This window comes from Streptomyces sp. NPDC055013, assembly GCF_053608645.1.
Genome location: NZ_JBSGVW010000015.1, coordinates 64,647 through 78,673, shown reverse-complemented (window position 1 = coordinate 78,673; position 14,027 = coordinate 64,647). Strand labels below are relative to the sequence as shown.

Here is a 14,027-nt window from a genome sequence, read left to right as displayed (position 1 = left end):
CCGTACGACGGTGGACCGTGCGGGGTCAGCTCAGGACGGGCGCGTCGAGCACGGCGAGGGTGCCGCCCAGGTAGGCCGCGCGGGAGGCCCGGCGCTGGATCTTGCCGCTGGACGTCTTGGGGATGGTGCCCGGCTGGACCAGCACGACGTCACGCACCGACAGGCCGTGGGCCTCGCCGATCCCGCTGCGGATGACGTCGAGGATCTTCTCCGCCTCGGCCGCCGCGTCCGGGGCGATCTCGGCGACGATGACGGGCTGTTCACCGGCCGCTGCCCCGTCGCCCCCGGCCACGGAGTCCGCGGCTTCCGCTACTTCCACGGAGAACGCGGCGGTGCAGCCGGGGCGCAGGGCCGGGTGGGACATCTCGGCGGTCAGTTCCAGGTCCTGCGGGTAGTGGTTGCGTCCGTCGATGACGATCAGGTCCTTCAGGCGCCCGGTGACGAACAGTTCGCCGTCCCGCAGGAATCCGAGGTCTCCGGTGCGCAGGAAGCGGCCCTCGTGCCCGGCCAGCGTCGCGCGGAAGGTCTCGCGGGTGGCGAGGGCGTTGCGCCAGTAGCCCTTGGCGACGCTCGCGCCGCGCACCCAGATCTCGCCGACCTCGCCCTCGGGCAGGTCCTCGTGCCGTTCGGGGTCGGCGATGGCGACGGTGAGGTCGGGGCCGGGGCGGCCCGAGCTGACGGCCGCGGCGTCGGTCCGGCCGGCGTGCGGGCCGGTCTCGGGGGCCTGGAGCAGGGTGGGCGGGGTGTGGACCGTGCTGCCGGTGACCATGAGGGTGGCCTCGGCCAGGCCGTAGCAGGGGTAGAGGGCCTCGCGACGGAAGCCGGCCGGGGCGAAGGTCTCGGTGAAGCGGCGCAGGGTGGCGGCGCGTACGGGTTCGGCGCCGTTGAACGCGACGCGCCAGCTGCTGAGGTCGAAGCCGTCGAGGAGTCCGGGGCCGGCGTGCTTGAGGGAGAGTTCGTAGGCGAAGTTGGGGCCGCCGCTGGTGTGCGGGCGGTAGCGGCTGATCGCGGTCAGCCAGCGCTGGGGCTGGTGCAGGAAGTGCAGCGGCGAGAAGAGGGTGGCGGTCGCGCCGAGGTACACCGTGTTGAGGACGGGGCCTATGAGGCCCATGTCGTGGTACACGGGTAGCCAGCTGACGAACATCTCGTGGCCGTACTCGGCGAGGACGTCCGGCGTGTGACCCATGCGCTCGGTGATGACCCGCTCGTTGTCCAGCAGGTTTCCGTGGGTGACCATGACGCCGCGCGGGGCGGATGTGGAGCCGGAGGTGTACTGGAGGAAGGCGACCGAGTCGGCGGTGAGGTCGGGCTCGCGCCAGGCGACGGCCGCCTCGTCGGGGATGTCCTCGGTGGCGACACAGGTGATGTCGGCGAGCTCGGGCAGGTGCTCCACCATGCCGGACAGGGCCGTGATCACCTCACGGCCGCCCAGGATCACTTTGGCGTCGGCGTCGGCGATGAGCCGCTTCATCCGGGTGAGGGCACGGTGGTTCTGCGAACGGCCCTGCGGCGGGACGCCCGGGACGGCCACGACACCCGCCGCGAGACAGCCGAGGTAGCCGCAGATGAACTCCGGGCCGGGCGGGTACAGCAGCATGGCGCGGGAGCCGGCCAGGCCGCGCTCCTGGAGCCAGGCGGCGACGGCGTGGGACCGGTCGGCGAGACGGCGGTACGAGATCTCCCGGATCTCACCGTCGCAGTCGCCGGTGACGAGGTAGCGGTAGGCGGTTCGGTCGGGGTGGTGGGCGGCGTGCTTGGTCAGCAGATCGACCAGGGATCGAACCATGTTGCGAGTCTCACCTGTCTGGATCGGTGGGAGAGGAACTGGAGTTCGAGGCTCGGCCGCTGGATGGACACAGCAGCCTGATCGGTCCGGGCCCCCTTGCCCGACCGTTCGTCCCGACGACTCGCCGAGGAGCGACGACGCTGATCCGCCGACTCCTCACGTCCCCCGTGGCGCTTGCTACCGGCGAGTTGCACGATAGCAACTCCGTTCGGTCCGACGGGCCGAACGGGTGTTAACCCTACGTGTCCGAGCACACCTCGTGCAGTGAGGTATGTCGCACAACCGATCGTCGCATCCGGAGGGAACCACTCCCGGACGGACGAAAGCCCGGACACCACGGCCACCCGGGTGTCCGGGCCGCAGTTGTCCGGGCCGTTACGGTCGGCCCCATACGGCACCCCCGGGGCAGACAAAGGCACCAACTCCCCTACGCCGTAGGCAATACAGACAGTCCCAGGCAGAAGTGAGCAGAGTTCCGGCAGTTGCGAAATCAAGTATCGATCGACCGTGCGAGATCGGTCGATGACGGTGTGTACTGTGCTGCGAACGCCTCGTCCCACGGCCACGGACCGAGCGCTGCCCGACTGCCCCGAACCGACTTCCTGGGGAACCGACTCGATGATCGAACTACCGGACCTGGCGACCGGCGGTCTCGCCGTCGGCATGCTGTCCGCGCTCGCCTTGGGCGGCGGGCTGCTGCACGCCCAGCGCCAACAGGCCAAGCAGCGCGCCGAGATCGCCGCACTGCGCCGCCAACTCGAAGGCGTACTGCAGACCTTCACAGCCGAGGTGGAGCATCTGGCGGCGCAGCGCCTCCCTGCCGCCGCCCGTCAGCTGGCTCACCCCCATGTCGCCGTACCGGGTCCGCTGCATCCGCAGACCGCGGAGTCGCCGCTGGGTCCCGCGCTGGAGAACGTGCTGAACGGACTGCGCACCGAGCTGTCCAGCCAGCGCACGCGCATCGACGCGGCGGCACAGGCCGGTATGCGCGGGGCCACACGCGAGATCCAGGCGGCCCTGTACCGGCTGCAGGACGCCCTGCGGCAGCTTCAGCAGAAGTACGACGACCCGGAGTTGGCGCAGACCCTGTTCCAACTGGACCACGAGAACGAACAGTCGCTGCGGCGGGCGCAGGTCGCGGCCGTGGTGTGCGGGGCCTGGGTCGGGCTTGCCCGGGAGGAGTCGCATCTAGTGGAGGCGGTGACCGGCGGCCAGGCCAGGCTCGCGGGCTACCACCGGGTCCGGGTCCACAACCACCTGACCGCCGGCACCGCGCTCGTGTCCCACGCCGTGGAGCCCCTCGCGATCATCGTCGCCGAACTCCTCGACAACGCCCTGCGGCACTCCGCACCGGACACCGACGTCGTGGTCAATCTGGAGCACGTCCATCACGGCGTCTGCGTCACGGTCGACGACGCGGGCCTGGGCATGACCCAGGAGGAACGCGCCCGCGCGCAGCGGCTGGTGGCGGGTGCGGAGCCGATCCTCCTCACCGACCTCGGCGATCCGCCGCGCATGGGTCTCGCCGCGATCGGACAGCTGACCAGACAGTTCGATCTGAGCGTGGACGTGTCCTCGCCGTCGCCCTACGGCGGGGTCCGGGCGGTGCTGCGCGTAGAGAGCCATCTGCTCAGCCATATCGACCCCGGCGAGCGACCGCCCGCGGCGAGTGCGCCGCGCTCCACGCGCACGGCCTCCCGCGATGAGACACCCGTCGACAGCGGGACCCAAGCATCCGTCGGCGACGACCCCGGCACCGAAGCATCCGCCGACGTCGCCCCGGGTGCCGAGGCGTCCGGCACCTCACACGGATACGGCGCCGACCATGACGCCGACGCCTCCGACCCCGTATCCGGGCATCGCGCCCCGAGCGACACGGGTGGTCTGCCGCGGCGCCGGCGTCGCGCGCAGGTCGCCGCGGCGACGCGTGACATGCCCGCATCGCGGCCCGCGGTGCGCCGACCGGAGCGGGCCGCCGCAGCGCTGGGTGCGCTGCAGGCCGGTACGGCAGCCGCTCGGTCCGCAGCCGACGAGGACGCCGACGACGCCTCCACCGCCGTATCGAAGACCGAGCCGGAGAGCGAGCGTGCGGCGCAGCGGCCGACCGAAGCCGCGGCGAACGACACCGAACTGACCGACCATGAAGGGGGAACGGCTCGATGACCAGCCGCGATACGGGAGACACGGCGTGGGTGCTCGATCCGATCCTGCAGGTGCCGCACGTGGTCGCCGCCGTGCTGCTCACGCGGGACGGACTGGTGACCGGGTACACCGACGCGCTCAGCCGGCCCTCGGCCGAGCGGGTGGCCGCGATCACCAGCACCGTGCAGGCGGCGTGCCGTACGGCGGCAGCCGCGTTCGCCGACCGGGAGGGCGCCGAGGTACGGCAGGTGGTGATCGAGTCGGACCACGGGTATGTGCTCATCGTGCCGACGGACCACGGCACCTGCGTGGCCGCCTACGGGGACGAGGAGGTGCGCCTGGACCTGCTCGCGCACCGGGTGCACTCGCAGGTGACGCGGCTGGGCGAGAAGGCGATGGCCGCCGCGCCCCGAGGCGGCGACGGCGACGCAGGGGCATGACGGGCCGCCGCGGCGGCCGTCCCCTGGTTCCCGCGTATCTGTCCACCGGCGGTGTGACCCGGCCCAGCCGGCCCCAGCTGGAGCGGCTGTCGGTGCTCACGGGCACCGGCACCCCCGCGCCGACCGGTCTGCCGGCCGCCCAACTCGCCCTGCTGGACGCCCTGGACGCCGGTTCGCTGACGGTCGTGGAGGCCGCGGCGCTGCTGCGGCTTCCGGTGTCCGCGGTGCGTGTGCTGGCGGCCGAACTCGTCGACCGGGACCTGGCGCTGGCCCGTGCGCCGATCCCGCCCGCCGGACGCTTCGACCCCGACCTGCTGAAGAGAGTGGCCGATGGCCTTCGCGCCCTCAAGCACCACCCGTGACACCGGCGTCCCCGGCAGTGCAAGCCCGGCCGCGGACATCCACCTGCCCGACACCGCCCGCGACCTGGTCAAGATCCTGGTCGCCGGCCCCTTCGGCGTGGGCAAGACGACCCTGATCGACTCCGTCTCCGAGATCCGGCCCCTGCACACCGAGGAGCCGCTCAGCGAGGCGTCCGCGCAGGTGGACGATCTCGCCGGGGTGCGGGACAAGACGACGACCACCGTCGCCGTCGACTTCGGCCGGATCAGCCTGCCCGGCGGGGTTGTGCTGTACCTGTTCGGCACCCCCGGGCAGGAACGGTTCCGGGCGCTGTGGGACGACATCGCGTACGGCGCGCTGGGCGCCCTGATCCTGGTCGACAGCCGGCGGATCGACGCGTCGTTCGACGTGCTGGGGCTGGTGGAGGAGACGGGACTGCCGTACGCGGTCGCCTTCAACGCCTTTCCGGACGCGCCCCGGCACCACACCGAGGAACAACTGCGCGCCGCCCTGGATCTGGAGGCGGGCACGCCCATGGTGACCTGTGACGCGCGGGACGCCGACTCGTCCGTGGACGCGCTGCTCGCGCTGGTCCAGCACCTGATCGACCGTCACGTTCCGGAGGACCGGTGACCACCCACTCCCCCGACCGGCAGACCTTCTCGCGCTCCACCCCCGTGCGGCTGTGGGCGGACGGCTTCGCGCTGGATCCGTACCGCTACTACGAGTCCCTTCGTGCCCAGGGCCCGGTCGGCTGGGCGGAGTTGGCGCCGGGCGTGCCGGCGTACGTCGTCACCGACCGGCGGGCGGCGCTGGACCTGCTGCACGACACGGACACGTTCTCGCACGACCCCCGGCCGTGGGAGGCCACGGTCGCCGACGACTCGCCGATCCTCGGCATGATGCGCTGGCGGCCCAACACGCTGTTCGCCGACGGCGCGGCCCATGTCCGCTACCGCACCTCGCTGATCGACACCTTCGACCTGATCGAGCCGCACGACCTGCGGGCGCGCGTGCACCGGGCGGTACGGGTCCTGGTGGGCCGGTTCGGGCCGAAGGGCGAGGCCGATCTGGTGGCCGAGTTCACCAGGCCGCTGATGGCGCTGGTGTTCAACAGCCTCTTCGGGATGCCCGACAGCCAGAGCGACCGGCTCAACGCCGCGCTGGGCAAGCTGATGGAGGGCGGCGCCGAAGCGGCCGAGGGCGAGGCGGAGTTCGGCGGCTACGTACTGGAGCTGATCGCCGCCAAGGCCGAGCAGCGGGGCGACGACCTGCCGAGCCGGCTCCTCGACCACCCCGCCGGGCTCACCCCCGAGGAGGTGACCTGGCAGGTGTTCCTCACCCTCGGCGCCGGGCACGAGCCGACGGCCAACCTGGTGTCGAACGCGCTCTCCCGCATCCTCGGCAACCCGCTGTACTACTCCACCCTCACCAGCGGCGCCCGCCCCGTGATGGACGCGGTGGTGGAGGTCCTCCACCACGAGACGCCACTGGCCAACTACGGCATCCACTTCGCCCGCAACCCGGTGTCCTTCCACGGCACGTGGATCAGGGCCGCGGTGCCGGTGGTCGTCTCCTACGGGGCGCTCGCGTACTTCGCCGAGCGGGAGGTCACCGGCGGACGCCACCCCAAGGACGCCTCGCACCTGTCCTGGTCGGCGGGCCCGCACGCCTGCCCGGTCCGGCAGCACACGCTGCTGATCGCCACCGAGGCGATCGAGCGGCTCACCCAGTGGCTGCCCGACCTGGAACCGGTCCTGCCCCGGGCGCGCCTGACCTGGCGGCCCGGCCCCTTCCACCGTTCGCTGACCTCACTGCCCGTCCGCTTCAGCCCTCGCTCCCCCGACCACCCAGGAGTTCCGTCGTGACCGTGACCGATCGCCTCGACCGCGTCGCCATCGACCCGTTCGGCGCCGACATCGCCGCCGAGAGCGCCCGGCTGCGCGCCCTCGGCCCGATCGTGCCCGTGGAGCTGCCCGGCGGCATCCCCGTATGGGCACCCACGGGCTACGACACCCTCAAGGAACTCATCCTCGACCCGCGGGTCAGCAAGGACCCCCGACAGCACTGGCGGCTGTGGCCCGAGATAGGAGAACACCCCTCCTGGGGCTGGATCCTGGGCTGGGTCGGCGTGATCAACATGCTGTCGACGTACGGCGCCGACCACACGCGGCTGCGCAGGCTGGTCGCGCCGAGCTTCACCCAGCGGCGCACGGAGAAGATGCGGCCGCGGGTGGAGGCGATCACCGCGGAGCTGCTCGGCGCGCTCGACAAGGGCGGGCCGGACGACGCGAGCGGCGCGGTGGTCGATCTGAAGGCCGGGTTCGCCCACCCGCTGCCGATGCGGATGATCTGCGAACTGTTCGGTGTGCCCGAGGAGTTGCGGGAGGACACCGCCAAGCTCATCGCGGCCATCATGGACACCTCCGACCCGAGCCCGGAGCACGCCGCGTTCGTGCAGCAGCAGATCGGCACCGTGCTGGGGGCGTTGATCGCCCACCGCAGCGAGCACCCGGGGGACGATCTGACGACCGAGCTGATCCGGGTGCGCGACGAGGACGGTGACCGGCTCAGCGGCGAGGAGCTTCTGTACACGCTGCTGCTGGTGATCGGCGCCGGGTTCGAGACGACCGTCAATCTCATCGGCAACGCGGTCGTCGCCCTGCTGACCCACCCCGAGCAGCTGGCCGCCGTGCGCGCCGGGGAGATCGGCTGGGACGCGGTGATCGACGAGACGCTGCGGGTGCATCCGTCGATCGCGTCCCTCCCCCTGCGGTTCGCCGTCACCGACATCGAGGTGGGCGACGTGACCATCGCCGCCGGGGACGCCATCATCACCACGTACGCCGCCGCCGGGCTGGACCCCGTGCACTACGGGCCGGACGCGGACAGCTTCGACGCGTCGCGCGGGGCCGACGACCATCTGGCGTTCGGGATCGGAGTGCACCGCTGCATCGGCGCTCCGCTCGCCCGTGTCGAGGCCCTGACGGCGTTGCCCGCGTTGTTCGACCGCTTCCCCGGCCTGGAGCTGGCCGTCGATTCGGACGAGCTGCGTCAGGTGCCGTCGTTCATCGCGTTCGGGTGGCAGGAGATCCCGGTGCGGCTGCAGGCCTGAACCGGACGCGCGCGCGGGGACGCGACCGGTCCCCCGTTCCGGTCGTGCCCCCGCGGGAAGTCGAGGCTACGTCGACGGCGGAGGCCTTGGGTATCGCATCCGTGCCCGATGTGCCGCCCCGGGGACTCACCTGTGCACAAGTGAGTCCGGAAGGCCCGATTTCGGCGCGGGCAGGGCGGGCTGATCCAGGTCACCCACCGCGAGGTGGGCCAGGACGACCTCGTACAGGTCGCTGCCGCCGGCGAGGAGCTGGCGTTCCAAAACGGGTTCCGCGCTGCGGACGTGCTCGCGGACGGTCTGGGCGTGCACGCCGAGGGTCTGCGCGGCACGCTCGGCGTTGCCGCCCTCGGCGATCCAGGTGCGCAGGGTCCGGCGCAGGTCACGCGTGTCGTCCTCCAGGCGCGCGAGCACACCCTGCGCCCAGGTGCGCAGGGCGGGCCCGGACAGCAGGTCGCGCAGCGAGGCCTGGGCGGCCTCGGCACCGTCGGCGTCGGGTACGTCCGCCAGGCTCACTTGGGTGTTGAGCGCCAGGTGGACCACGGCCCGGGCGGTCACGTCGGAGAAGTCCGTCCGCAGCAGGGCCTCCACGCGTTCCATACGGGCGCGGACGGTGTTGCGGCTGACGCCGAGGACCTTGGCCGCGCTCACGGCCGTGAACTCCAGGCCCAGCCGGGTGGTGGCGAGCAGTTCCGCGCGGGTGTGGTGCGCGAGGGTGTCGAGCGGGTGCAGGACATTGGCCGCCCAGCCGCGCAGGGGCGCCGGGTCGATCAAACGCTCGGGGTGGGTGCGTTCGGCGTAGACCGCGGCCTTCCCTGGCCGGAAGTGCGCCACGGCCAGGGCGCTCACCGCCTGCCCGTACGCGGTGGCCGTGCGGGCCAGGCTCTGGCGGGCGCTGCCGCCGATGAACGTGCGCGGGCGGGGGCCGATCAGCGTCCGCAGTTCCCGGGCCTCCGCCTCGCCGGGCGTGACGACGATGACGTGCTCGTCCACCGCCGGGCAGAGCACGACCAGCGCCCGCTCGCCCGTCGCGTCGATGCACTCCTCGGCGAGCCGGTCGCGCTCCTCCACGGTGCACTCGACGACGTAGACACACGCGGAGTCCGTGTCCAGCAGGCCGGGCCACAGTCCCGCGGCGACGCGCCGCGCCGAGACCGTGTCCTCCACCATCAGCAACTGCAGGATCGCCAGTCGCAGATCGGACGTCGCCTGTTCGAGCCGGCGCCCCGCGGCGGTCGTCTCGCCCGCCTTCAGCAGCAGTTCGATGACGCGGACGGTGTGCGTGACGATGTCGGAGCTACGCCGGTCGAAGGGGGTCTCGCGCGACACCGCGAGCACGCCCGCCGACGCCGGGTTCGGGTACGACACCCGGACCAAACGCAGGTGGCGGCCCTGGCCCTCCCAGGCGGCCGACGCGATCCGCCCGGCGGCGACGGCCGCGACGAGATCGCCGTCCAGGTCCGGCAGCGCGCCCGCGAGCAGCGCGCCCGTGTCGTCCTGCAGCGAGGCGGTACCCTGCACGGCGTCGGCGAGCCAGGCGACGACCCTGCCGAGGTCCCGTCCGTTCGGCCGCAGGTGGTCCAGCAACTCCTCCGCCCACGCGGAGGCCTCGGCGCTCCTCGCCCCCGTCCGGCGGACCTCGTCCTCTCTGCCAGCCATGTCGGCCTTCACCTCGCCCTGCACGTCACTCACGGCATACCGCCCGGGACGTTACCTCACATGCCCTCATCAACACTGTGCCGGACGGCCCGACCAGCCGAACCGATACATGGACGCACCAGCTGTTCGGGTGCCTGCGCAGCCGCATGCCCTCAAGGGCATAGGCTCGGTGAATGGCGAAGTACTTCGACGTGCACCCCGACAATCCTCAGCCGCGCACCATCTCCCAGGTCGCCGACAGCGTCCGCGCCGGTGCGCTCATCGCGTATCCGACGGACTCCTGCTATGCGCTGGGCTGCCGCCTGGGCAGCCGTGACGGCATCGACCGGATCCGGACCATTCGCCGCCTGGACGACCGGCACCACTTCACCCTCGTCTGCCAGGACTTCGCGCAGCTCGGCCAGTTCGTGCGGGTCGACAACGACGTGTTCCGCGCGATCAAGGCGTCGACGCCCGGCAGCTACACGTTCATCCTGCCCGCGACGAGGGAGGTGCCGCGCATGCTCCAGCATCCGAAGAAGAAGACGGTCGGCGTGCGCATCCCCGACCACGTCGTCACCCACGCGCTGCTCACCGAGCTCGGGGAGCCGCTGCTCTCCAGCACGCTGCTGCTGCCCGACGAGGAGGAGCCGATGACGCAGGGCTGGGAGATCAAGGACCGGCTCGACCATGTGCTGGACGCGGTCGTCGACTCGGGGGAGTGCGGCACCGAGCCGACGACGGTGATCGACTTCTCGGGCGGCGAGGCGGAGATCGTACGGAGGGGAGCGGGGGACACGTCCCGGTTCGAGTAAAGCCGTCCCCAAGTGGGCGGGGGTGCCGCGGCCCGTTTGTGTGGTGCCTGAAACCATGTGCGCGATCCGGTTCCGCCGGGTCGGCGACGCGTTCGCCATGGACCGCGCAGAGAGGCAACCCCCATGACCTCCGTACAGGGAACAGACGTGGACGTCCCCACCGAGGACGGTGCAGCGGACGCCTATCTGGCCCACCCGGGCGACGGACTTCCCCGGCCGGGCGTCCTCCTCTACCAGGACGCCTTCGGGCTGCGTCCGCAGCTGCGGTCGATGGCCGACCGGCTCGCCGGCGCCGGGTACGCGGTCCTGGTGCCGAACGTCTTCTACCGGCACGGGCGCAGCCCGGTGTTCGATCTGCCCGAGTTCATCGACCCGGCAACCCGGCCCGGGCTGTTCGACAGCATCGGCCCGGTCATGCAGGCCCTGACGCCCGAGCTCGCCGTGCGGGACGCCGGCGCCTATCTGCGCTGGATGGCCGAGCGGCCCGAGTTCGCCGACGGTCCCGTCGCCCTCACCGGCTACTGCATGGGCGCGCGGCTCGCCCTGCGCACGGCCGGCGCCTACCCGGAGCGGGTGGCCGCGGCGGCCGGATTCCACGGCGGGCAACTGGCGACCGACGCGCCGGACAGCCCGCATCTGGCCGCCGAACATGTCACCGCCGAGCTGTACTTCGGCCATGCCGACGCCGACCACTCGATGCCTCCCGAGCAGATGGAGCGCCTCGCCGCCGCGCTCACCGAGGCCGGCGTCCGCCACCGCTACGAGGTCTACGAAGGTGCCCACCACGGATACACACAGGCCGACACCGCCGCGTACGACAAGGCCGCGGACGAGCGGCACTGGACGGCGCTGCTCGATCTGCTGAAGCGGACGTTGTGAGCACTCCCGTCGTCGAAGAGCGCCGGCTCACGCCGGGCGGGTTTGCCGGGTCGACCGAGAGTCGGGGGGCCGCGAAATGAGGTCTTCGTGGCGGGCCGTCGAGGGCTAGGGTCTGGGTGCAGCGAGTCAGCCAGGAGGAGTTGAGGCATGGTCGGTCTTCCGAGCGCGCGTTGACGTTGTAGGCCGTGACCGGCCTGTCATCGCGTGCTGCCCTTGATGTTGCGGCACGGCGAGCGTTCCCCTGCCTGAACCGTCGGTGCGCCTGTGGTGCGCCGGGTGACGGCCTCGTTGTCGGCAACCCAAGGGATCCCCGTGCCGTCCGTTTCCTCCTCCGTATCCGATTCCGGTCGCCCCGCTCCATCGAGCCTGTGGCGCAACGCCGACTTCCGCAGACTCTGGCTGGGTCAGACGGCTTCCCAACTCGGTGAACACGCAAGTCTGGTGGTTCTGCCGCTCTTCGCCGTGCTGACGCTCCATGCCGGTGCCGCCCAGTTGGGCGCCCTTCGCGCGGTGGGGCAGGCGCCGATCCTGTTGCTCTCGCTCTTCGTCGGCGCGTGGGTGGACAGGTGGCGGACCCGCACGACCATGGTGCTCGCCGACGTCGGCCGGGTTCTGGCCCTGGGCGCCGCCGCCCTGGCCGGCCTCCTCGGCTGGCTCGGCCTGCACGGCCTGCTCGCGCTCGCCTTCGCAGTCGGGGCCCTGTCCGTGTTCTTCGACGTGGCGTACCAGGCGTCTCTCGTACGACTGGTGGAACGCGACCAACTGGTGCGAGGCAACAGCGCGCTCGAGGGCAGCCGGTCCGCGGCGCAGATCGGCGGTCCCGCTCTGGGCGGCACGTTGGTGTCGCTGCTGTCGGCGCCCCTTGCTGCCGCCTCCAGCGCGATGTTCTTCGCGCTGTCGTTCCTGTCGATCCGGCGAATCCGCCGCTCCGAATCGCTCCCGGACCGCCCGGAACACCCACACCCCCCTCGGGTCTGGCGGCACATCCATGAGGGCCTGCGTTTCGTCTCCGGCAATACCGCGCTTCGGACCGTGTGCCTGGCCTCGGCCGCCTTCCAGTTCTCCTTCGCGGCGGTGATGACCGTCTATCTGCTCTTCCTGCCGCGGGAACTGCATCTGTCGGGCACCGTCGTGGGGCTGGCGCTTGCGGCGGCGGGACCGGGGGCGCTGGTGGGCTCAGTGCTGGCCGCGCGCCTGCCGAGCCGCTTCGGTCATGGCGCGGTGCTCGTGGGCGCGGCGGCGCTGGGCGACGGCGCGTTTCTCTTGGTGCCGGCGCTGCGCGGCTCCTCCGCCGCGACGGTTGCCGCTCTCCTTGCGGTCGGCTTCGTGTTCGGGTTCGGCGGCCAGCTGGTGAACGTCACGGTCATGGCCGTCCGGCAGGCCGTCACTCCGGACGGGATGCAGGGCCGCGCGGCCGCGACGATCACATTCGTCGGCGGGGGGCTGACCCCACTCGGTTCGCTGCTCGGCGGTCTCCTCGCGCAGGAGTGGGGGCTGCGCACAAGTCTCCTGGTGACGGCGGCAGGCATGATGCTGTCCCCGGTGATCATGGCGCTGTCCCCGCTCGCGCGACTGGGACGGGAGCTTCCCGTCGCGCACGGCACGCCTGCCTTCAACTCGAAGGGCCACTCGTGCCGGTGCGGGGCTTGGTGGCGTGGACGATCGCGGAGTGCATGCCGTCGGCGACCGGGTGGGTCGGGGTGACCTCGACGTCCGTGAAGCCCGCGGCCTCCAGACCCTGCCGGTATTCGGCGAAGGACAGCGCGCCGGCGATGCAGCCGACGTAGTCGCCGCGCTCGGCCCGCTGCTCCGGGGCGAGGGTGTCGTCGGCGACCACGTCGGAGACGCCGAGACGGCCGCCGGGCCTGAGGACGCGGAACGTCTCGGCGAAGACGGCGGGCTTGTCGACGGACAGGTTGATCACACAGTTGGAGATCACCACGTCAATGGTGTCCGCGGGCAGCGGGATCGATTCGATGGTGCCCTTGAGGAACTCGACGTTGGTCGTGCCCGCCTTCGCGGCGTTGGCGAGCGCGAGTTGGAGCATCTCGTCGGTCATGTCCAGTCCGTACACCTTGCCGTTGGGGCCGACGCGGCGGGCGGAGAGCAGGTCGTCGATGCCGCCGCCCGAGCCGAGGTCGAGCACGCGGTCGCCCTCACGGAGCTCGGCGACGGCCGTGGGGTTGCCGCAGCCGAGGGAGGCGGCCACCGCTTCGGCGGGCAGGGCGTCGCGTTCGTCGGCGGCGTAGAGGGTGGAGCCGAAGCTCTCGTCGACCTCGACGGGCTGCGGCCCGCAACAGGCGGTGCCGCCCTCGGTGACCTGCACGGCGGCTGCGGCGTATCGCCTGCGGACGGTTTCACGCAGGTCAGTGGACTGCTCGGTCATCTCTGACTCCTGGGTGACGAGGCGCGGTCACGCCTCGGAACGGCTTGTATTGATGTTCTTTGATGCAAGCTTGCGCCTTGGATCGAAAAACGTCAACATAGAAGCATGTCGAAACAAGAGCTCGAGGTGATCGGTCAGGACACGGACGGCGCCTGCTGCGGCCGACTCGCGTCCGCGCCGCTGGGCGACGAGCGGGCGGCGGACCTGGCCAAGGTGTTCAAGGCGCTCGGCGACCCGGTCCGGCTGCGTCTGCTGTCGATGATCGCCTCACGGGAGGGCGGCGAGGTCTGCGTGTGTGAGATGACGCCCGCGTTCGACCTGTCCCAGCCGACGATCTCCCACCACCTCAAGCTGCTCCGCCAGGCCGGCCTGATCGAATGCGAACGCCGTGGCACGTGGGTCTACTACTGGGTGCTGCCGGGCGCCCTCGACAAGCTCGCCGAATTCCTCACCACACCGCGGACCGCGCAGGCGCCCGCCTGACAGC

At 71.6% G+C, this 14,027-nt stretch carries 13 protein-coding genes; 10 read left to right on the top strand and 3 right to left on the bottom strand.

From position 1 onward, the window contains the following. Nucleotides 1-25: 25 nt before the first annotated feature. Nucleotides 26-1,786, bottom strand: a complete 1,761-nt coding sequence (locus ACWGDB_RS20665; RefSeq protein WP_453823718.1) for a fatty acyl-AMP ligase — start codon at nt 1,784-1,786, stop codon at nt 26-28. A 618-nt stretch (nt 1,787-2,404) separates the two neighbouring features. On the opposite strand from ACWGDB_RS20665, the gene ACWGDB_RS20660 reads away from it, so the two are divergent. Genes ACWGDB_RS20660 through ACWGDB_RS20635 form a run of 6 tightly spaced genes read left to right on the top strand, consistent with a single transcriptional unit; the run spans nt 2,405 to nt 7,825 of the window. Next, nucleotides 2,405-3,949 (top strand): ATP-binding protein, encoded by a 1,545-nt coding sequence (locus ACWGDB_RS20660; protein WP_453823717.1) that lies wholly within the window; start codon nt 2,405-2,407, stop codon nt 3,947-3,949. Continuing rightward, entirely contained in the window at nt 3,946-4,368 is a 423-nt protein-coding gene (locus tag ACWGDB_RS20655) for a roadblock/LC7 domain-containing protein (protein ID WP_453823716.1), read from the top strand. The genes ACWGDB_RS20660 and ACWGDB_RS20655 overlap by 4 nt, the downstream gene beginning before the upstream one ends. Next, a complete protein-coding gene (locus tag ACWGDB_RS20650) occupies nt 4,365-4,730 on the top strand; it encodes a DUF742 domain-containing protein (RefSeq protein WP_453823715.1) in 366 nt (121 codons plus the stop codon). Before ACWGDB_RS20655 ends, ACWGDB_RS20650 begins: the two co-directional genes overlap by 4 nt. Then, nucleotides 4,699-5,343 (top strand): GTP-binding protein, encoded by a 645-nt coding sequence (locus ACWGDB_RS20645; protein ID WP_453823714.1) that lies wholly within the window; start codon nt 4,699-4,701, stop codon nt 5,341-5,343. The genes ACWGDB_RS20650 and ACWGDB_RS20645 overlap by 32 nt, the downstream gene beginning before the upstream one ends. Beyond that, a complete protein-coding gene (locus ACWGDB_RS20640) occupies nt 5,340-6,578 on the top strand; it encodes a cytochrome P450 (RefSeq protein WP_453823713.1) in 1,239 nt (412 codons plus the stop codon). The genes ACWGDB_RS20645 and ACWGDB_RS20640 overlap by 4 nt, the downstream gene beginning before the upstream one ends. Further along, the gene (locus ACWGDB_RS20635) at nt 6,575-7,825 is read left to right on the top strand and encodes a cytochrome P450 family protein (RefSeq protein ID WP_453823712.1); all 1,251 of its coding nucleotides are present in this window, start codon (nt 6,575-6,577) and stop codon (nt 7,823-7,825) included. Before ACWGDB_RS20640 ends, ACWGDB_RS20635 begins: the two co-directional genes overlap by 4 nt. A gap of 126 nt (nt 7,826-7,951) precedes the next feature. Here ACWGDB_RS20635 and ACWGDB_RS20630 read toward each other — a convergent pair whose 3' ends face one another. Next, complete coding sequence (locus ACWGDB_RS20630; protein ID WP_453823711.1) at nt 7,952-9,481, bottom strand: helix-turn-helix domain-containing protein; 1,530 nt, start codon at nt 9,479-9,481, stop codon at nt 7,952-7,954. A gap of 173 nt (nt 9,482-9,654) precedes the next feature. Between ACWGDB_RS20630 and ACWGDB_RS20625 the strand changes: the two genes are divergently transcribed. The 3 genes from ACWGDB_RS20625 (at nt 9,655) to ACWGDB_RS20615 (ending at nt 12,858) form a co-directional block, all read left to right on the top strand. After that, nucleotides 9,655-10,275, top strand: coding sequence for an L-threonylcarbamoyladenylate synthase (locus tag ACWGDB_RS20625; protein ID WP_453823710.1), 621 nt, complete (start codon nt 9,655-9,657; stop codon nt 10,273-10,275). A 123-nt stretch (nt 10,276-10,398) separates the two neighbouring features. Next, a complete protein-coding gene (locus tag ACWGDB_RS20620; RefSeq protein ID WP_453823709.1) occupies nt 10,399-11,154 on the top strand; it encodes a dienelactone hydrolase family protein in 756 nt (251 codons plus the stop codon). A gap of 312 nt (nt 11,155-11,466) precedes the next feature. Next, nucleotides 11,467-12,858 carry an MFS transporter gene (locus ACWGDB_RS20615; RefSeq protein WP_453823807.1) on the top strand — a complete coding sequence of 464 codons (1,392 nt, stop codon included), beginning with the start codon at nt 11,467-11,469 and terminating at the stop codon, nt 12,856-12,858. Here the strand turns inward: ACWGDB_RS20615 and arsM are convergent. Continuing rightward, nucleotides 12,767-13,540 carry an arsenite methyltransferase gene (gene arsM, locus ACWGDB_RS20610; protein ID WP_453823708.1) on the bottom strand — a complete coding sequence of 258 codons (774 nt, stop codon included), beginning with the start codon at nt 13,538-13,540 and terminating at the stop codon, nt 12,767-12,769. The two genes, ACWGDB_RS20615 and arsM, sit on opposite strands and share 92 nt — an antisense overlap. A 105-nt stretch (nt 13,541-13,645) precedes the next feature. On the opposite strand from arsM, the gene ACWGDB_RS20605 reads away from it, so the two are divergent. Further along, complete coding sequence (locus ACWGDB_RS20605) at nt 13,646-14,023, top strand: ArsR/SmtB family transcription factor (RefSeq protein WP_453823707.1); 378 nt, start codon at nt 13,646-13,648, stop codon at nt 14,021-14,023. The last annotated feature ends 4 nt before the right edge of the window (nt 14,024-14,027 follow it).